Below are 19762 nucleotides of genomic sequence, written 5' to 3'. Positions count from 1 at the left end.
TTGTGCTGGCGACCATAGCAAGAGTGAACCACCTGATCCCTTCCCGAACTCAGAAGTGAAACCTCTTCGCGCTGATGGTAGTGTGGGGTTACCCATGTGAGAGTAAGTCATCGCCAGCTCATTATTCTAAACACCCTCAACTAGCGTTGGGGGTGTTTTTTATGCGGGAAAGAAAATATTAAGAAGAATAATCACATTTTATTGTGTTTAAAATAACAATAAACCCATAATTAATAAAATGTTTTAGACTAATGTTGAATTTTTATTTTTTGTGTTTTGTGTGAAAGTTACACAATCTACTTGAATAGCAAAAGTGGACATGGATGACTGATAAAAATGAAAGTCTTCACTGTAAAAATTGCTATTCAAGCTTACTGAAACACAAACTCACAGGAGGTGAGGAATGGCACATCAAGCAATTAACGTGAATGATGTCATCGATCACGCAAAATTCAAACCATTTCATTTCAATGTCGTGGCATGGTGTCTACTGATCATTTTATTTGATGGCTATGACTTGGCAATTAATGGGGTCGTTTTACCCTTATTGATGGATGAGTGGGGCTTGAGTGCTGTTCAGGCGGGGATGCTCGCGAGTACTGCATTGGCAGGTATGATGTTTGGCGCGATGATTTTTGGTTCTTTGGCCGATAAAATTGGTCGTAAGAAAGTCATCATGATCTGTATCGTTCTGTTTAGTGGTTTAACCTTTGCAGGTGGCTTCGCCTCTAATCCAACTGAGTTTGCGATTTTACGTTTCTTGGCGGGTTTAGGCATTGGTGGTGTAATGCCAAACCTTGTGGCCTTAACTTCTGAATATGCACCTAAAACCATGCGTAGCACCTTAGTGACTACTATGTTTAGTGGTTATGCTGTAGGTGGTGTAATGGCAGCCTTACTTGGCTCATGGTTTACCCCAAGTTTTGGCTGGGAAATCATGTTCTTTATTGCAGGTATCCCATTGTTTTTATTGCCTGTGATTTGGAAATTCTTGCCAGAATCTTTAACCTTTATTGTCAAAGAAAATAAGCAAGATCAAGCCCGTCCAATCGTAGCGCGTTTAGCACCAGATTTAAAAATTACCGAAGACACCACTTTTGAATTGTATCAGGTTGGTGTGCCTGAAGCTGCTAACGTGGTGAGCTTGTTCAAACGCGGTCGTGCAGTGAATACTTTATTGTTCTGGTTAGCGTTCTTTACTTGTCTATTAACCATGTATGCACTCAGCAGCTGGTTGCCAAAACTGATGATGGCGGCAGGCTATTCTATGGACAACAGCTTAATGTTCATGATGGTGATGAACGTAGGTGCAGTCGTTGGTATCGTGGGTGGTGGTATTTTAGCAGACCGTTTCCACTTAAAACCTGTATTGATGTTCTTGGGAATCATGGGTGCATTGGTGATGAGCCTCATGGGCTTCCAATCTAATCAATTCTTGCTTTACATCTTAGTATTCTTGGCGGGTGCAGCATCTATTGGTTCACAAATGTTGTTGTATAGCTATGTGGCACAATATTACCCACTTGCGGTACGCTCAACAGGTATTGGCTGGTCATCTGCCATTGGTCGTATGGGTGCGATTGTGGGTCCAATTTTAATTGGCGGCTTATTGGGTATGAATTTACCTGCACACTTCAACTTTATGGCAGTAGGTTTGCCAGTGTTGATCACTGCAATTGCGGTTGCCTTGATTATGAGTGAAGATGAAGCTGAGCAAATTAAAGCAGGCAAAGCAGTTGCTGCCAAAGCTTAAACTTGTAATGTGCTAAGTTCAAAAGTCCTCAACCTTGTTTGGGGACTTTTTGATTATGGGGCGTGTAAATAGAAAGTGATGATAGATAAAGTTATATACTCAAGACACAGATAAAAAGAAACCCCATCATCCTGACGGGGTTTCTTTGTATTTCGTGTTTAGGTATAACTCCTGTCGTACCTCACGATCCTGGTGCTCAAACCTATTATTGTTGTTTTCTGTTTGGGAAACATCCTGTCTCCTTATGCTTTAAAGAATACCGTAAGCTCAAAATACTGCCTAGCCTCATTTTGCTTCAGTGCATGTAAGCAAAAACTGACAAAGTGATGAATGATACTGACGCTGATTTTGAGCAAACGATAAAATACCGAGCTTATTTTTGTCCATAAACAGGCGTATACTGATTGCGTGATTGGAGTAAATATGTCTGATTTAGCTGCAGCATCTCATGTTCAGTATGGTACTAAGCTGTTTAAAGCCATTCTTTTTTCGTTGTTTCTAGCGGGTTTCGCTTCTTTTTCGACCTTGTACTGTGTGCAACCGATGATGCCTATTTTGGCCGATTTTTTTACGGTTACACCAACCCAAAGTAGTTTCCCGCTGTCATTTTCTACTGTGGCTTTGGCGATAGGTTTGCTTTTCACAGGCTTTATTTCAGATCGTTTTGGGCGTAAACCTATTATGGTTTTGGCTTTATTTTTAGCTGCCATTTTATTAATTCTGAGTGCCTTACTTCCAATCTGGTCATTCTTTTTAACCACACGAATTTTTATTGGCATTGCTGTGAGCGGTGTTGCTGCGGTCGCCATGACCTATATTGGTGAAGAAATTCGACAGCAAGACATTGGTTTTGCCATGGGGCTGTATATTTCGGGTACGGCCATTGGTGGCATGGGTGGACGTTTAATTGCTGGGGTCTTGGTCGATTTTATATCTTGGCAAGCGGCAACCCTAATTATTGGTGGTTTGAATTTACTAATTGCAATCACCTTTTATATGTTACTTCCTGCATCGAAAAATTTTACAGCGTATCCGATTCGCTTCTCGCGGTTTAGAGATGCTTTTGTTGCCAATTTGGCAGACCGTAAATTAAGAATCCTGTTTTTACAGGGCTTTTTGCTGATGGGCTGTTTCGTTAGTATTTTCAATTACATTAGCTATTATTTATTGGCTAAACCATTTGAGCTTTCTCAAGTTTGGATTGGGGTAATTTCAATTGCCTATTTGGCGGGTATTTACAGTTCACCACGCGCAGCAAGCTGGGGCAATCGTATTGGACGTGAACGTGTGTTGCCTATGGTGATTGTCCTCATGTTGATTGCATTGTGGTTGATGTCGATTGCACATTTAGCTGTTGTATTGGCTGCCTTAGTGTTATTTACCTTTGCCTTTTTTGCTGCACATTCTACTGCCAGTAGTTGGGTGTCGATTCAAGCCCTGCAGTATCGTGCAGTGGGATCATCATTATATTTATTTAGCTACTACATGGGTTCAAGTTTGCTCGGCAGTGGTAGCGGATTGATTTGGGAACAATGGGGATGGTCTGGTCTGACATGGGTGATGACTGCAGTCTTGGGTGTGGCGCTTTATGGTGCGTGGCGTTTAAAGATTAAACCAACAGCGCTGCGATAAGCATTCAGGATTATTGCTTTAGGCTTATCCCTTTATGCTTTTCTTATTCAGATACCAACTTAGGATATAAAAATAGTTTGCTGATTTTGTGTGTTTTTTAATCAAGCAAGATGAATGGAATTCATGCTAAAATAGTCGGCTTTCATCTTTGATCGACTTTTGATCTTCCACTTCCCAGCCGAGAATTGCAAGCCATGTCTACTGCTTATACTGCTCAGACCGCACCCAAAGCGTTGTTTGATTATGACAAATATTGGGCGTCATGTTTTGAGCCTGCGCCATTTTTGCCGATGTCACGCGAAGAAATGGATCAGCTCGGTTGGGATGCCTGTGATTTTATTCTAGTTTGTGGTGATGCTTATATTGATCATCCCTCTTTTGTATCGGGCGTGATTGGTCGTGTGCTTGAGGCGCAGGGCTTTCGTGTCGGGATCATCGCCCAGCCAGACTGGACCAATGTGGAATCTTTTCGGGTTTTAGGGAGGCCGACCATCGCTTGGGGCGTCACCGCAGGCAATATGGACTCGATGATCAACCGCTATACCGCAGACCGTAAAATCCGTTCTGATGATGCTTATTCGCCAGACAATCAGCCGAATAAACGTCCTGACCGTGCAGCTACGGTGTACTGTCAGCGTTGTCGTGAAGCCTTTCCAGATGTGCCTGTTTTACTTGGCGGGATTGAAGGCTCGTTGCGTCGTATTGCACATTATGATTATTGGTCGGATAAAGTTCGTCGCTCGATTTTAATGGATTCTAAAGCCGACTTATTGATGTACGGCAATGGCGAGCGTTCGATTATTGAAGTGATGCACCGTTTGGCCAAAGGTGAAAAAATCCACGAAATTACAGATGTACGTGGTACAGCATTTATTATCAATAAACATAACCGTGCGTCTAAATCCAAATTTGTTGAAATTGCATCTAATGATGTAGATAGCGTGGGCCGTGTCGATCCAATCATCAACCCTTATGTGATGACCGAAGATTTAGACGGTTGTGAGATTGAAAAAGATAAGGGCAACAACCTCGCGCAATATCAAAATTTCCAGAAAGATGTAGTCAGCAATCCAATTGTTCGTGAAGGTGATCAGCTAGATGCAGATACCCAGATTGTGCAATTGCAGCCTGCTTCAAAAGCAATTAAACACAAATTACCCCCACGTGAATTGGCAGTGATTCGTTTGCCTTCTTTTGAGGAAGTGGCGAATGATCCTGTGCTGTATGCGCATGCTAACCGTATTTTGCATTTAGAAACTAACCCGGGCAATGCGCGTGCTTTGGTGCAAAAGCATGGTGAACGTGATGTGTGGTTGAATGCACCGCCTATTCCGTTGACTACGGAAGAAATGGACTATGTATTCGATTTACCGTATGCACGTTTGCCGCATCCATCTTATGGCAATGCACGTTTCCCTGCTTTTGATATGATCAAGTTTTCGGTCAATATCATGCGTGGTTGTTTTGGTGGCTGTACTTTCTGTTCGATTACCGAACACGAAGGACGAATTATCCAAAACCGTTCTGAAGAATCCATTTTGCGTGAAGTGGAAAAAATTCGGGATACTGCGCCTGGCTTTACTGGCATTATTTCAGACTTGGGTGGCCCGACTGCAAATATGTACCGTTTGCATTGTAAAGACCCTGAAATTGAAAAGAATTGTCGTAAACCCTCTTGTGTATTCCCGGGCGTATGTCAAAACTTACATACCGATCATGCACCTTTAACCCAGTTATATCGTAAAGCGCGTGAACTGAAAGGTATTAAAAAAATTCTGATTGGTTCAGGTTTACGTTATGACTTGGCAGTGTTGAACCCTGAATATGTACGTGAATTGGTGACGCATCATGTGGGCGGTTATTTAAAAATTGCACCTGAGCATACCGAAAAAGGCCCATTATCTAAGATGATGAAACCAGGTATTGGTACGTATGACCGTTTTAAACAAATGTTTGATCGTTTCAGTAAAGAGGCGGGCAAAGAGCAATATTTAATTCCGTACTTTATTGCCGCGCACCCAGGAACGACCGATTACGACATGATGAATTTGGCGTTGTGGCTGAAAAAGAATGGTTTCCGTGCCGATCAGGTACAGACTTTCTATCCATCGCCAATGGCGACCGCTTCGACCATGTATTACACAGGTAAAAACCCACTGGCCAAAGTGGCGCGTTATACCGAAAATGTGGATATTGTCAAAGGCGAAAAACGTCGTCGTTTGCATAAAGCTTTCTTACGTTACCATGATCCAAACAACTGGCCGTTGTTGCGTGAAGCCTTAAAAGAAATGGGACGTGCAGATTTAATCGGGAACTCTAAACAGCACCTGATTCCAACCTATCAGCCGCAAGGCACAGATGGACAGTATCAAACGGCACGTAAGAAAAACTCGACTGTCGCGGGTGATTCACAAAAACGTACGGGGCAAAGTGGTAATCGTGCTCAGAACAGTAATCGTCCGAAGAAAGGGCAAATATTGACTCAGCACACAGGTTTGCCGCCACGTGAAACAGGTGAAAAACGTCCATTTTCACACAAAAAATCTAAGCCAAAATCGAAAGCTTAGTACTTGAAGTTAAGATCCATCAAAAGGCGCTGCAGCGCCTTTTTTGTTTGCTTTTCATTTCATCGGAATTGTCCGACAATCGAATCTGTTAAGCATTGCTTTGTTATTTTTTTGCATGCTATACAGTATTCGTATCTAATGATAAAAACACGCTTAGATGCTACAGCACTTAGACAAAAGGCGGGCTTGTGAAACAAAATTTCTGTTTCTATGATGGTTTTGTCAATGTTTCATGTAGTTTCTTAAATGGAACGTTTAAATATAAAAGCGTGTTATATACTGATTTGATGAAAAAATCGGCATGAAGCCGAAACAACTATAAAAAATGATTTTAAGGATTGAATGATGACCATTTATATTTTGATTGGGGTTTTGATACTGATTTTCTTTCTCTTGATGGCGGTTAAGGGCTTGGAAAATAGAGAAAAACCTCAGGACAGTGCACTAAAGCAACGTGCAATTTTTAACTTAAATGAACAGCTGACGTATACACGTTTGCAGGAAATTTTACCTCAACATATCATCTTGGCGCATGTGTCTTTTGATGCCTTGCTGACCACGAAATTTTCACGTACTCGACATAAATACCGCAATATGATGGCCGATTTTGTGGTGTTGGATGCCAATCATCAAGTTGTTGCAATTGTGGCTTTAGATGATTTGTTGATGTTGAAACGTAGCCGCAATGCACAATACCAAGATGAATTGCTGCGTTTGGCGGGTTATAAAGTGCTGCGTTATGAAGATGTGCCTGAATATCACGAATTACGCGAAGCTTTTGGGCAGTCATCGTCATCTTATGCAGATTTAGAAGATTTGGATACTGCCTTAAAAAAGTATGATTTTTTAGCGCATTCTGTACGCCATAAAGTGAAGGTATTGGGCTAAACGCTTGCCGCTAAAGTCACTAGATAGACAATATGAATCAGCATGTCGCCATGACATGCTGATTTTTTTGGGCATGTTCCTGATCCAATCACATCTGTTATACGTTGGGTTGCTCTTCAGGTTTGACTGCAACCACAGTCATCTCAACTAAAACGTCAGGACGATATAACTTGGCTTCTACGCAGGTACGCGGTAAAGCTTGTATATCTGCCACCCAAGCATCCCAAACTTGATTCATTGCGGCATAATCGCGCTCAATGTCTTTTAGAAAAATCATCACCGACATGATGTGGCTTTTATCTGTACCCGCATCTGCCAATAAACGATCAATCAGGGCAAGTGTTTGTTGGGTTTGCCCCTCAATATCTTGTTGTGTGTCTTCTGCCAGTTGCCCTGCCAAATGGACTAAATTTCCCGAAATTGCAATTTCAGAATAACGTTTTTGGATATGTAGACGTTGAACAGCCATTGGGTGTGATCCTCGCGCCAAGCGATTGGGTATAAAAAGCGTGAGGTATTATAGAGGCAGGCAAGCACGTGGAAAATATGCAGGCAGCAGTCTGCTTAAAATAAAAAGTAGTTGAATGGAAAATACGAGGAAAAGAGAGATGCGGTATTAAAGCGGCGAAGTGCCAAGCGCAGAGTTGTCCTGTAATCTTCGGATTTGATCGTCACGCCAATCACAGGACAAGTATGCCAAAAGTAATGGTGATTTTTGACATCTCAGCGTATGTACGGATAAATACATCGCGCGCATAGATTACTCTAAAAAGCACAACTGTGAAGGGTAAATTGTCTTATTTTTATTCTTTTGGCTGAAATTTATACAAAAGTTGGCTTTAGTATTCATCGGCAAGTATTGGCTAGGTATGTTTTATGTAGAGCGGGAAGTTTACCGCTTTAAAATCCGTGATATTTATGAGTTGTGATATTTACAGCAAAGATAGTTGTGCTTGCTCATCGGCAGGGCTGAGTTGATACAGACCGACCCCAATTAAACGGAATTGATCCTGTGCGGGAATATGCATTTCGTGAAGCAAAAGCTGCAGGACTTTTTCAAGATCATTTTTAGTTTCAAGAGGCTGTTTAAAACTTTTGCTATGTTGTAAGACCTGAAAATTTTTGAGTTTCAATTTGGCCGATACGCCACGTGCAACATATTGTTTTTTCACTAAACTGTGCCAAACCTGATCAATCAAGCTAGACCAGTAAGCTGCACATTCGGCTAAGTTTAAGTCATCATCAAAGGTGATTTCTTTGGAAATTTGCTGGCGCTCACGTTCTGCCTGCACAGGACGTTCATCAATCCCTTGGGCAAATAAAAACAGGCGTTTTCCATATTTGCCAAAATGATGAATCAACAGGTTTTCTTCAATGTGTTGCAAATCGCTCAAGGTATTTAAATTCAAGCTTTTTAATTTTTCCTGCGTGACTTTACCTACGCCTGGAATTTTCTTTAAGGGTAAGTCCTGAATAAACTGCTGCACTTGACTGGGTTTAATCACGCAAATGCCATTGGGTTTATGCCAGTCCGAAGCAATTTTGGCTAAAAATTTATTCGGTGCGACACCTGCCGAGGCCGTTAAACCTGTACTTTGAAAAATATCTGCCCGAATCCGCATTGCGACTTCAGTTGCGCTTGGAATACCTTGTAAATTTTCGGTGACATCTAAATAAGCTTCATCTAAAGACAAGGGTTCAATAAGTGGTGTATAACGCTGAAAAATCTGATGAATTTGTGTGGAAACCTCACGATAGACTGCAAAATTGGGTTCGAGTACCACCACCTGCGGGCAGCGTTTGCGGGCTTGTGCCATCGACATGGCAGAACGTAAACCAAACTCACGCGCAGGATAGGATGCCGCGGCAATCACAGCACGAGGATGATGCGAAGCAATCACCACAGGTAAATGCTGCAATTCAGGACGACTGCGCAGCTCAACAGAGGCATAAAAGGCATCCATATCAATATGAATGATTTTCCGCATGGCACAAACTAGATGAAGCGTTTAGATTTCAACAGTATCGCATGTTTAGGAAGTCGGTTGTAGCATCGGAGCAAGCGGATAAGGCGTGTTGCTATTCAGCAAAATCACCTGTGTCGATTGCTGTTCTGCATAGTCGATCAAACGCTGTAAACTCCGTGGGCTATGGTCGGCAATGCGGGGCAAAAACTCTAAAGGGCGCGCTAAAGGCTGGAAAAAATTATCCCAATGAATTGGAATCACGACACGAGGGCGCAACGTTTCCACAGTTTCATCTAAATAATGCTGTTGAAAAGCAACCGATTGTTTAGAGAGCTGTGCAATCCCTAAAAATAAAGTATCTACCTGCAAGTGTTGTAATTGTTTAGAAATCGCGCCTGTACTGGCTTTGACTAAAATGTTCTGTTCAGGATGCTGAATGTAATAATCAAAACTGCCGCCTTCTTTAAATTCATAAAAACGGGCAGGTAAGGACAATGGTTGTTGAATTTGTTCACCTAAATCATTATTCACAGCGGTGGCAGGGGTATGCTGTGATGGAATAGCCGTAATCTTAAACTTTCCAATCTGTATTGGTTGGGCAGGATTGACAAGGCTTAATCGAGATTCAGGAATTGCGGCACCACGGGCAATGTTCAAACTACTTTCTGAACCGATGATTTGACTGTGTTTGAGTTGCTGCGCCAAAAATGGCAAATCTAGCGTGTGATCATAATGCGAATGGGTGATCAAAATCGCACGTGTGCGTTGTAATTGATGCTGTTGAATCAACTTGTGCAATAAGGCTGGTTGGCTGTCTAACTTGTTCCACATGACTTGTGCAAGAGAGGGGCGACTAAAAAATCCATCAATCAGAATTTGGTTTTCACCATCATCAAACAATAGGGTAGATACGCCAAAATAATGTACTTTTAAGTTGGCATTTGTGGTTTTTGTTGAATATTGCCATGCGGAAAATTGTTCTAGTTTGCCTGCGGGTTGTAATAGGTAAAGCAGTGCGAATCCTGCACAAATGCTGAGCGTAAGAGCAGCCCAAAGCAGCCCTTTCATAATTTTCATGACGGTACTTTTTTATTGTGATGCAGCTATCTTGTTATTTTTTCTGGTTCGGTTCAAGTCTTGTGGGTTGAATTGCGTTGTCTGTTAAAAAATGCTGCCATTGTTTGGTATTGCCATAAAAAACATTTAGGTCGACTGGGGTGTGAATACCTTTTATTTGACCCTGATTGGTATGTTGCCAAAATAACCATTTTGGCTGACCTGCCAGTTGTGGTTTACCCTGATATTCTCTGACCCAAAGTGGTGTTTGCTTAAAGCTTTCAGTTAATACCATATTGTAAAAGGCTTTAGATACATAAAAAATCGGTTGTTTTTCATAATGTTGATATAGCGCATCATGCATGATTTGAATTTCGCGCAGTAACTGTTCTTTGGTATAGGTATTGATGCAGTTGCTGTCATACTCCAAGTCAATTACAGGTGGCAAACTGTCGGATTTTTTTGGAACAGTCGCAATAAAGTTTTCTGCCTGAATTGCTCCATCACGGCATAAGCGATAAAAATGATAGGCGCCGACCAAAAAGCCATGTTCACGGGCTTTGAGCCAGTTATCCTGAAATTTACGGTCTTTAAAATCGCCCCCTTCGGTGGCTTTTAAATAGACAAAGGCATATTTTTGTGGGGAAATTTTATGCCACTGAACATCGCCTTGATGATGTGACACGTCAAATCCTTGAATCGGATATTCTTCGGTTGCCGCAGGTTGTTGGCGCAACACACCCAAATACAATAAAACCGCCAAAACAGCACTGCCAAGCATCGCAATGGTCATACGATAGTGCGGTGTAAAAGCTGAGTTTTTAGCTTGATTGGACGGTTTGCGCATGTTGAAAAAGCTTCGCGGAGCAAAGTCATATCATAACGTGCAGTGCGGTGTAGCACCATGCGCTTTCGGTAATGGCGTTTTAAACAGCCGTGTGTTTGGGGATATTCCAAAACACTAAAAATGCCAAAATATTTAATACACCCAAACAAATTAAAGTGGCATGAAAGGCACTGACTAACTGTCCTGCGCCGTAATAGGCACTAAACATATTCACCAAAGTACCTGCCAATGCCACGCCAATACTCATCGACAGCATCATAATCATGGATAAAAAACTATTGCCGCTGCTGGCATCTTGTTGAGGTAAATCTTTGAGTGTAAAGGTATTCATACCCACAAACTGCAATGAATTAAGCACCCCAAATATAAAAAAATGCAAGGCACGTAACCAAGTCGCAGTTTCAGCAGTGGTCAGCGCAAAACTAGCAATACACGCCCCGACCAATAACGTATTGGTCAGTAAAAACTGCCGATAGCCAAAACGTTGAATTAAAGGCCGAATAATTGGTTTAGATACCAAAGAACCAAGCACAGTTGGAATCATCATCAAACCTGTGATAAATGGTTCAAAACCAAAAGCCACCTGCAGCATGATTGGCATGATAAAAGGCATGGCATTGCCCCCGAAGCGGGCAAAAAAGTTACCTAAAATACCAATCGCATATAAGCGATTTTTAAATAAATCACTGCGAAATAAGGCATTTTGATGGGTGTGAGCATGGCGAGCATAGCATGCTGCAGCAATACCACCAGCCAAGATTAACGCAAAATTCCAAAGCAGGTTATATTGTGGATTGGCAAAATTTTCGATGCCTAAAGATAAGCCCGCCATCGCCACAACTAATAGGATAAACCCGAGAAAATCAAAGTTTTTAACTTCAGTTTCAGTCACATTCGGCATGGCTTTAATACAAATCCAACAGCCCAAGATGCCCATAGGAATGTTGATCAGGAAAATCCAGTGCCACGTGGCGACTTCGACCAACCAGCCACCCAGCGTTGGGCCAATTAAGGGGCCAATCAACCCTGCCAGACTCATCAGGCTCATGGCAGATAAAAACTGGGTACGTGGAATGATTTTTAACATCGCCAAGCGCCCGACAGGCAAGAGCAATGCGCCACCAATACCTTGAATCACCCGATAAAACAGTAATTCATTCAGACTCGCTGCTGCAGCACAACCCAAAGAGGCAAGGGTAAAAATGATAATCGCTGCAAAATAGGTATTGCGTACCCCAAAACGATCTGCCAACCATCCACTTAATGGAATACACGCTGCCACCGAGAGCACATACGCCACCACAACACTGTGCATCCGCAGCGGGTCTTCCTGCAGGCTATTCGCCATTGCAGGGATTGCTGTATTCACAATGGTGGTGTCGAGCGCCTGCATAAAAAAGCCAATTGAAACCAGAAATACCAAAAGACGGTATTCAGGATGCAGGGCTTGATGGGTCGGTGTTTGGTTCATAACTCGGCAAAATGGACATTTGGTCTAGTTTAAACCATTTTGCAATCTAGCGGACTGCATCTATAAAAACATGAAAAGTGTTTGAAAATTCAAGGAAATGCAATGAAATTGTCATCTATTTGTCACCGATTATTCACTTTGAGTTTGTAAGTTGGGTGCATTTAGAAAAATGATGAGTAATTTATGAAAACGCAAATTTCTGCATTAATGTTGGCTTTATTGTCTGTGGGGATGGTGGGATGTAATGATAATAATGATCCTATTCCTGTAAAAGAAGAAGTTGTTGAAGCAACACCTACAACAATTAGTTTGGAGCGTTTAGGGGAATACGATGCACAAGTTTTTGGTGCGAGTGCTGCGGAAATTTCTGCTTATGATGCTGAAAGTAAACGTTTATTTGTAGTCAATGCGAAAAATGGCGTGGTCGATGTACTGGATTTAAGCAACCCAAGTGCACCTGTTAAGCTGAACAGCTTGGATGCCAAGACTCATTTGGCGAATTCTGAAGTCAATAGTGTTGCGGTACATCAAGGTATTGTCGCTTTAGCTGTTCAGGCAACACCTAAAACTGATAAAGGCATCGTGGCATTTTTTAAAGCCAAAGACCTGAGCTTTATCAGCAAAGTTGAAGTCGGTGCATTGCCTGATATGTTGACTTTTACTCCAGATGGCAAAAAAGTCTTGGTTGCCAATGAAGGTGAGCCAAATGAAGGTTATAAGATTGATCCAGAAGGTTCAATCAGTATTATTAATCTAACTGACATCAACAAGCCTACTGTAAAAACTGCAGATTTTCAGGCATGGAATACACGTAAGCAGGAATTATTAGATGCGGGCGTGCGTATCTTTGGTCCAAATGCGACTGTTGCGCAAGATTTAGAACCTGAATATATCGCTGTGAGTGATGATGGTAAAACTGCTTGGGCAAGCTTACAAGAAAATAATGCGATTGCTGTGATTGATTTGGTTCAAGACCAAGTGGTCGATATTTTCCCATTGGGTTATAAAAACTTTGGCTTAGCTGCGAATGCTTTAGATGCAGGTGATCGTGATTGTGTTGTTGGTAAGCAAGACTATAACGGTAAAACGATTACAGCCTGTGCTAAAAATGAGGGGATGATTAATATTCAAGCTTGGCCAGGCTTATATGGCATGTATATGCCAGATGCAATTGCGCAATATCAAGCCAATGGACAAAGCTACTTGGTCACTGCCAATGAAGGTGATGCGCGTGAATGGTTGGTTGATGAAGACTTATATTTTGGTACGGATGAAATAACTCAGGGTTATGCAGAAGAAATTCGTGTTAAACACTTATTCAATAATAAAGGCTTCAGTACCAATGGCGATTATGCAGCGCATTTACGTCTATTAAAGTCAGGGGTTAAAGGCGCAAAGCTTGATTCAAACGTATTTAAAGCATGTACCACTACAGATGCCAATGAAGTTTGTGCAGATAATTTAATTAAAGATTCACAATTGGGTCGTTTGACGATTACTTGGACGCAAGGTTACAAGAAAGATACAAATGGTGAGCCTGTGCTAGACAGCGATGGTTTCATGACCTATGACAAACTATATGCTTATGGTGGCCGCTCGTTCAGTATTGTAGATCCTAAAACCAAAAAAATTGTTTGGGACTCAAAAAATGACTTTGAACGTAAAGCTGCTGAATTATTTCCAGAATACTTTAATACCAATCATGAAAAATTAAGTATAGATGATCGTAGTGACAATAAAGGCCCTGAGCCTGAAGGCATTGCTTTAGGTAAAATTGGTCAAAAAACTTTTGCCTTTATTGGGTTGGAGCGTATGGGTGGCATTATGGTGTACGACATTACCCAACCGACACAAGCATCTTTTGTTGAGTATTTTAATGATCGTAAGTTTGGTGAAACCCGTACATCTTTCGATGCAGAAGGTAATGAGGTTACCGTTGAAAATTCAAATCTCGGTCCCGAAGGTTTGATCTTTATTGCAGCCAAAGACTCGCCTAACGGCAAGCCACTGTTAGTTGTGGGTAATGAAGTCAGTGGAACTACTGCCGTCTACCAAATCAAGCTTAACTAACAGCATTGCAAAATTAGAAATCTATTAAAGAGGGCACTTTGGTGTTCTCTTTTTTGTGCTGTAAAAACCAATGAACAGTGAATTAAAAAAAGCGAGTCACCGACTCGCTTTCACTTTCATTTTTATTGCTATTTCATGTAGCTAAAAAAGTTCAACCCACAAAATGACGTGGAGAATCCAAATTCTTCAAGGCATTAATAATTTTATGGGAGTGGTTACACACGATCAGTTTAGCGCGGTGCTGTGGTGGTAAAAAACCTTCGTGCACCGCATGATCTAACTGCTGAATCAGCGCATCATAAAAGCCATTTACATTATATAAAATCATCGGTTTTTGGTGCTGATTCAATTGCCCCCAAGTGGCAATTTCCAAAATCTCTTCAAAAGTACCCAAGCCGCCTGGCAACGCCACAAAAGCACTGGCGCGATCTGCCATCATCGCTTTACGCTCATGCATGCTTTTGACTACGTGTAACTCGGTTAAATTACTGTGGGCAATTTCATAATCCAGCATAAATTCAGGAATTACTCCCACCGCTTGCCCACCATGTTGCACAACGGTGTCAGCAACCAAACCCATTAATCCAATACTCGCACCGCCGTAGACCATACCAAAGCCTTGCTCGGCCAGTTTTCTTGCCAGTTGTACTGCTTTTTCCTGATAAATCGGGTTATTGCCAGAGCGCGAACCACAGTACAGTGCCACCAAAGGTTGAGAGGTTTGAGGAGATGGATTATTGATATATTGGGTCATTCTTAATTCGCTATTCATTTATTTTCTTCACCATAGCATGTTCTTTTTGTTGGCTCTAGCTTAGTGCTCAAATATGACAAACCCGTCAGTATGCAGTGTTCAATTTGCAAAGATTTGTGAAAGTGCTGCATTGACGTGGATGATGTCGCAAAAAGGGGATGAATCTGAGCGCAAACTTTCCTATACTCAAAGCTTGTCTGACAACTATAGAATCGTCATGGACAGTGGCAGTAGTCGCACCGAACGAATATTTTTAAATTACATGCTGTGCCAACCAGAGCAAGCAAACTTATCTTTTCAGTGTCATCGCCGTGTGGCACGTTTGACCCATGATATTCAGGAGAAGAGCGCATGATCTTTGAATGGATGTCTGACCCCGCTGCGTGGGTTGGGTTATTGACCCTGATCGTACTCGAAATTGTATTAGGCATTGATAACTTGGTGTTCATTGCCATTTTGGCAGAAAAATTACCGCCAGAACAACGCAATACGGCACGGGTGGTGGGCTTGCTTCTCGCCTTGGGGATGCGCCTGATTTTACTCGCCTCTATCGCGTGGGTCGTCACTCTGACCCAACCACTGTTTCATATTTTTGAACATCCTTTCTCTGGACGTGACCTGATTTTACTGTTTGGTGGTGTGTTCCTGTTGTTTAAAGGCACCATGGAACTGCGCGAACGCATTGAAGGCAAACCAGCACTAAAAGAAGAAAACCCTGTGCACGCGACTTTCTGGATGGTGATTGTGCAGATTGTAGTGCTAGATGCAGTGTTCTCACTCGACAGCGTGATTACCGCTGTGGGCATGGTGCAGCATTTATCGGTCATGATGATTGCGGTGATCATTGCGATAGGCATTATGTTGTGGGCGTCTAAGGCGCTCATGGACTTTGTCAATAAGCATCCTACCGTGGTGATTCTATGCCTGTGCTTCCTGATGATGATTGGTTTCTCATTGGTGGTGGAAGGTTTTGGTTATCACATTCCAAAAGGCTATTTATATGCCGCCATCGGTTTCTCGGTGATGATTGAATTCCTGAACCAAACCATCCGCAGAAATCAGGAAAAAACCGTGACCACCACCGATTTGCGCTACCGTACTGCTTCGGCTGTGATGCGGATGTTAGGTGGCAAAAGTCAAAATACGGCAGAAAGCAGTCATATCAATGAAGATGTTTTAGCTACCCGCGCCTTTGCCGATGAAGTCTTTGATGCTGAAAATGGCGTCTATCACAGCGTGATGGTACAAGGAGTGTTGGGCTTATCTGAGCGTCCTGTAAAGTCGGTGATGACGCCACGCCCTGAATTGGAATGGATTGATTTAGACGAAGATGATGCTTCAATTCGCAGCCAATTATTAAGTATGACCCATTCACGAGTGATTGTGGCACGTGGTGAACTGGACAATATTTCAGGCATTGTCTTAACCCATAAAGTTATGAATCAATACATTGAAACAGGTGTACTGGACTTTGAAACACATTTGCGTGAACCCGTAATTGTGCATGAAAATGCCCAAGTTTTGATGGTGATGGAGCAATTGCGTCAAGCACCGCTGCAAATGGCGATTGTGCTGAATGAATACGGCTCGATTGAAGGCGTTGCCACACCCATTGATATTCTGGAAGCAATTGCAGGTGAATTCCCAGATGAAGATGCACTCGAAGCCAGTGCTGAAAGTTTGGAAGATGGCACATTATTGCTAGATGGTTCCATTGATATTCGCCACGTATCTTTATTATTAGGTCGTGATTTGGTGGATGAAAGCGAGCAATATTCAACTTTATCAGGCTATATTTTATTCCATTTGGGGCGTTTGCCTGAAAACGGTGAAAAGCTGCTTTCCGATGGTTATGTTTTTGAAATTGTGACCATGGATGGACATAAAATTGAAAAAGTGCATTTGATTCAGCAAGGAAGTTCTGACGAAGAATAGTTTGCAAATACCCCACCGAAAATAGCCCGTATATCGGGCTATTTTCCTATCTTTTATTTAAGATGATTGTCTATTTAAAATTGTTTTGGAATATTGATGAAGAATTTGGCATGTCCATGCGGGCAGGGCGATTATCAACACTGCTGCCAACCTTTACACGTAGGGCAGGCACATGCGGAAACTGCAAGCCAACTCATGCGTTCACGCTATAGTGCTTTTGCCTTACAACAAATTGATTATATTGTGCAAACCACTGCGCTAGGACAACAGGCAAGTCTGGATGTTGGCGCAATTGCAGATTGGAGCAAGTCGAATCAATGGTTAAAGCTCGAAGTGCTGAATAGCAATGAAAAGTTAGATAAAAGCCATGCCCAAGTTGAATTTAAAGCCCATTACCATGATGCTAAGCAGGCGCAAATTCACCATGAAATTTCCCATTTTGTGCAACATCAGGCACGCTGGTATTTTCTAGATCCGACCACAGGGCAACAGCCGACCATGAAACAGCCGTGTATTTGTGGTTCGGGTAAAAAATTTAAGCAATGTTGTGCGCAATTTTTATAACTTTATCTTGGTTTTTCGCTTATTATAACGCGCATCTATTGGCCTAGTGAAAGAAGGGCAAGTCCATGTTGTTGTTGGTCATTTACTTAATCGCGATTACCGCAGAAGCGATGACAGGCGCATTGTCTGCAGGGCGTCGCAGCATGGACTGGTTTGGTGTCACCTTAATTGCCTGTGTCACCGCATTGGGCGGTGGTTCGGTGCGAGATGTATTGTTGGGGCATTATCCGCTGACTTGGGTCAAACATCCTGAATATTTGGTGCTGACCTGTATTGCAGCTTTTATCACCATTTTAATTGCCAAATGGATGCGTCATTTACGTTCCATTTTCTTGGTGCTCGATGCTTTAGGCTTAATTGGCTTCACTATTATTGGTTGTCAAATTGCTTTGGAAATGGGGCATGGCTTTGTGGTGTCTGCCGTTGCAGGCGTCTTAACAGGTGTGTCAGGTGGGATTCTGCGTGATATTCTGTGTAACGATGTGCCTTTAGTGTTCCGCCGTGAGCTATATGCCAGTATTTCTTTTGTGTCCGTGATTTGCTATTGGTTGTGTATCGAAATCGGTTTGTCGCTTGAATTGACCGTGATCTCAACACTTGTTTTTGGTTTTACTTTGCGTTTGATTGCGATTTATTTTGGCTTAGAAATGCCTAAATTTATTTATCAGGACGATGATGAACATTCAGCATCCTCTAAAGATGAAACCTAATTGGTTATAAGAATTGTATTGAATATCTAAATAGAAGCGAACCGATCACCAGATCGGTTTTTTAATGCTATCCACATCCTGTCAATTCATAGTATAAAAATACAACAGCAGTTGTGTTTTAGCCCATATCCTTTTAGCCAACTTAAAGAGTGTGTTATGGATTTAGTTTCGCGTGTGCAACGTCTACCCATTGGAAAATTCCACTATAGCCTACTGGTGGTGATTGGTCTGGGCTGGATGTTTGATGCCATGGATACAGGACTGATCTCCTTTATTTTGGCAAAAATGGCAGAAGACTGGAGCATGACCCCTGCCGAAAAAGGCATGGTGGTGTCGATTGGTTTTGTCGGAATGGCCATTGGGGCAGTCTTTTCAGGTGGTCTGGCCGATAAAATTGGACGTAAAACTGTATTTGCCACCACCTTGGTGATTTACAGTCTAGCTACTGCCGCTTGTGCCTTTGCACCGAATTTAACTTGGTTACTGGTCTTTCGCTTTATTGTCGGTTTAGGTTTGGGCGGGCAGCTTCCCGTAGCGGTGACGTTGGTCAGTGAATACATTCCTGCGCATGTGCGTGGGCGCTTTATTGTATTGCTGGAAAGTTTTTGGGGCTTGGGGTGGTTATGTGCGGCATTGGTTTCTTATTTTGTGATTCCAAAATTTGATTGGCATACAGCATTTTTAATCGGTGGTTTGCCTGCCTTATATGCCTTGGTTATCTGGAAAAAAGTCCCTGAATCTATCCCATATCTGATCAATCGTGGTCGTATTGCCGAAGCACATGCACTGGTACAAAAGTTTGAGCGTCAATGTGGGGTAGAAGTCATTGAACAGATTGAAGTTCAGCCTGTTGCCGCTAAACAGCATATCTCTTTTACCCAACTGTGGTCGGGGCCATTTGCACGCCGTAGTTTAATGCTGTGGCTGATTTGGTTTGGCATTGTCTATTCCTATTATGGCATTTTCACTTGGTTGCCTAGTCTGTTGGTGCAGCAAGGCTACAGCATCGTACAGTCATTTGAATATGTGTTGGGCATGATTTTGGCGCAATTACCCGGTTATATTGCAGCTGCTTGGCTGGTCGAAAAATTAGGGCGCAAAGCCACACTAGCTGGTTTTATTGGCATGTGTGCCGTATCGGCTTATTTCTTTGGTCAGGCCGACAGTGTAGCGATGATCATGTTCTGGGGTTGTTTGATGTCGTTCTTCAACTTGGGCGCATGGGGTGTGCTATACACTTATACTCCTGAACAATATCCAACCAATATTCGTGCTTTTGGTTCAGGTTGGGCCTCGGCCATTGGACGCATGGGTGGTATTGTCGCTCCAATGGTGGTCACGCACATGATGGTTATGCAAAATGGCTTTAGTTATGTCTTTATGATGTTTACAGCGGTTTTATTGGCCGTTGCCTTGGTGATTGTGGTGTTGGGTGAAGAAACCAAAGGCAGAACTTTAGAGTCGATAGGTTTGTAAAATAACCACCAGCCATCGTATATTTTGCATTGCTGTTTTTTATAAAATGAATATTTTTACGGCATAAGACAC

General features: G+C 42.3%; 16 protein-coding genes and 1 rRNA gene. 11 read left to right on the top strand and 6 right to left on the bottom strand.

Annotated features, from left to right (window positions below):
• Positions 1 to 4 precede the first annotated feature (4 nt).
• The 5 genes from rrf to FTU58_RS03610 all read left to right on the top strand — a co-directional run bounded on the left by rrf (position 5) and on the right by FTU58_RS03610 (position 6840).
• Positions 5 to 119, top strand: a 5S ribosomal RNA gene (gene rrf, locus FTU58_RS03630).
• Positions 120 to 403: 284 nt separating this feature from the next.
• Positions 404 to 1753 carry an MFS transporter gene (locus tag FTU58_RS03625; RefSeq protein ID WP_096902259.1) on the top strand — a complete coding sequence of 450 codons (1350 nt, stop codon included), beginning with the start codon at positions 404 to 406 and terminating at the stop codon, positions 1751 to 1753.
• A gap of 423 nt (positions 1754 to 2176) precedes the next feature.
• Positions 2177 to 3385: an MFS transporter gene (locus tag FTU58_RS03620; protein WP_180062053.1), complete on the top strand. Its 1209-nt coding sequence runs from the start codon at positions 2177 to 2179 to the stop codon at positions 3383 to 3385.
• 194 nt (positions 3386 to 3579) lie between these two features.
• Complete coding sequence (locus tag FTU58_RS03615; protein WP_179989007.1) at positions 3580 to 5952, top strand: YgiQ family radical SAM protein; 2373 nt, start codon at positions 3580 to 3582, stop codon at positions 5950 to 5952.
• A 345-nt stretch (positions 5953 to 6297) separates the two neighbouring features.
• Positions 6298 to 6840 carry a DUF2726 domain-containing protein gene (locus FTU58_RS03610; protein WP_104852889.1) on the top strand — a complete coding sequence of 181 codons (543 nt, stop codon included), beginning with the start codon at positions 6298 to 6300 and terminating at the stop codon, positions 6838 to 6840.
• Positions 6841 to 6937: 97 nt separating this feature from the next.
• Here FTU58_RS03610 and FTU58_RS03605 read toward each other — a convergent pair whose 3' ends face one another.
• The 5 genes from FTU58_RS03605 to mdtD all read right to left on the bottom strand — a co-directional run bounded on the left by FTU58_RS03605 (position 6938) and on the right by mdtD (position 12181).
• Positions 6938 to 7309: a RidA family protein gene (locus FTU58_RS03605; protein ID WP_179994878.1), complete on the bottom strand. Its 372-nt coding sequence runs from the start codon at positions 7307 to 7309 to the stop codon at positions 6938 to 6940.
• Between the two features lie 463 nt (positions 7310 to 7772).
• The gene (dinB, locus tag FTU58_RS03600) at positions 7773 to 8828 is read right to left on the bottom strand and encodes a DNA polymerase IV (RefSeq protein ID WP_180062052.1); all 1056 of its coding nucleotides are present in this window, start codon (positions 8826 to 8828) and stop codon (positions 7773 to 7775) included.
• A gap of 45 nt (positions 8829 to 8873) precedes the next feature.
• A complete protein-coding gene (locus FTU58_RS03595; RefSeq protein ID WP_180062051.1) occupies positions 8874 to 9884 on the bottom strand; it encodes an MBL fold metallo-hydrolase in 1011 nt (336 codons plus the stop codon).
• Between the two features lie 34 nt (positions 9885 to 9918).
• Positions 9919 to 10656, bottom strand: coding sequence for a GH25 family lysozyme (locus FTU58_RS03590; protein ID WP_368779695.1), 738 nt, complete (start codon positions 10654 to 10656; stop codon positions 9919 to 9921).
• A gap of 133 nt (positions 10657 to 10789) precedes the next feature.
• On the bottom strand, positions 10790 to 12181 hold the full coding sequence (gene mdtD, locus FTU58_RS03585) for a multidrug transporter subunit MdtD (RefSeq protein ID WP_180062050.1): 1392 nt from the start codon (positions 12179 to 12181) through the stop codon (positions 10790 to 10792).
• Positions 12182 to 12364: 183 nt separating this feature from the next.
• Between mdtD and FTU58_RS03580 the strand changes: the two genes are divergently transcribed.
• Complete coding sequence (locus FTU58_RS03580; protein WP_180062049.1) at positions 12365 to 14251, top strand: choice-of-anchor I family protein; 1887 nt, start codon at positions 12365 to 12367, stop codon at positions 14249 to 14251.
• Positions 14252 to 14402: 151 nt separating this feature from the next.
• Here FTU58_RS03580 and FTU58_RS03575 read toward each other — a convergent pair whose 3' ends face one another.
• The gene (locus FTU58_RS03575) at positions 14403 to 15023 is read right to left on the bottom strand and encodes a TIGR00730 family Rossman fold protein (RefSeq protein WP_096902251.1); all 621 of its coding nucleotides are present in this window, start codon (positions 15021 to 15023) and stop codon (positions 14403 to 14405) included.
• Between the two features lie 55 nt (positions 15024 to 15078).
• Here FTU58_RS03575 and FTU58_RS03570 point away from each other — a divergent pair, with 55 nt between their 5' ends.
• The 5 genes from FTU58_RS03570 to FTU58_RS03550 all read left to right on the top strand — a co-directional run bounded on the left by FTU58_RS03570 (position 15079) and on the right by FTU58_RS03550 (position 19690).
• Entirely contained in the window at positions 15079 to 15360 is a 282-nt protein-coding gene (locus FTU58_RS03570; protein WP_096902250.1) for a hypothetical protein, read from the top strand.
• A complete protein-coding gene (locus FTU58_RS03565; protein ID WP_180062048.1) occupies positions 15357 to 16940 on the top strand; it encodes a TerC family protein in 1584 nt (527 codons plus the stop codon). The genes FTU58_RS03570 and FTU58_RS03565 overlap by 4 nt, the downstream gene beginning before the upstream one ends.
• Before the next feature lie 96 nt (positions 16941 to 17036).
• The gene (locus FTU58_RS03560; protein ID WP_179989581.1) at positions 17037 to 17504 is read left to right on the top strand and encodes a YchJ family protein; all 468 of its coding nucleotides are present in this window, start codon (positions 17037 to 17039) and stop codon (positions 17502 to 17504) included.
• 65 nt (positions 17505 to 17569) lie between these two features.
• On the top strand, positions 17570 to 18214 hold the full coding sequence (locus FTU58_RS03555) for a trimeric intracellular cation channel family protein (RefSeq protein ID WP_004975638.1): 645 nt from the start codon (positions 17570 to 17572) through the stop codon (positions 18212 to 18214).
• A gap of 156 nt (positions 18215 to 18370) precedes the next feature.
• Positions 18371 to 19690 (top strand): MFS transporter, encoded by a 1320-nt coding sequence (locus FTU58_RS03550; protein ID WP_180062047.1) that lies wholly within the window; start codon positions 18371 to 18373, stop codon positions 19688 to 19690.
• The last annotated feature ends 72 nt before the right edge of the window (positions 19691 to 19762 follow it).

This window comes from Acinetobacter sp. YH12120, from assembly GCF_013418795.1.
Taxonomy (GTDB): domain Bacteria; phylum Pseudomonadota; class Gammaproteobacteria; order Pseudomonadales; family Moraxellaceae; genus Acinetobacter; species Acinetobacter towneri.
The sequence above is the reverse complement of the archived record's forward strand: the minus strand, read 5'-3'. Positions and strand labels throughout refer to the sequence as shown.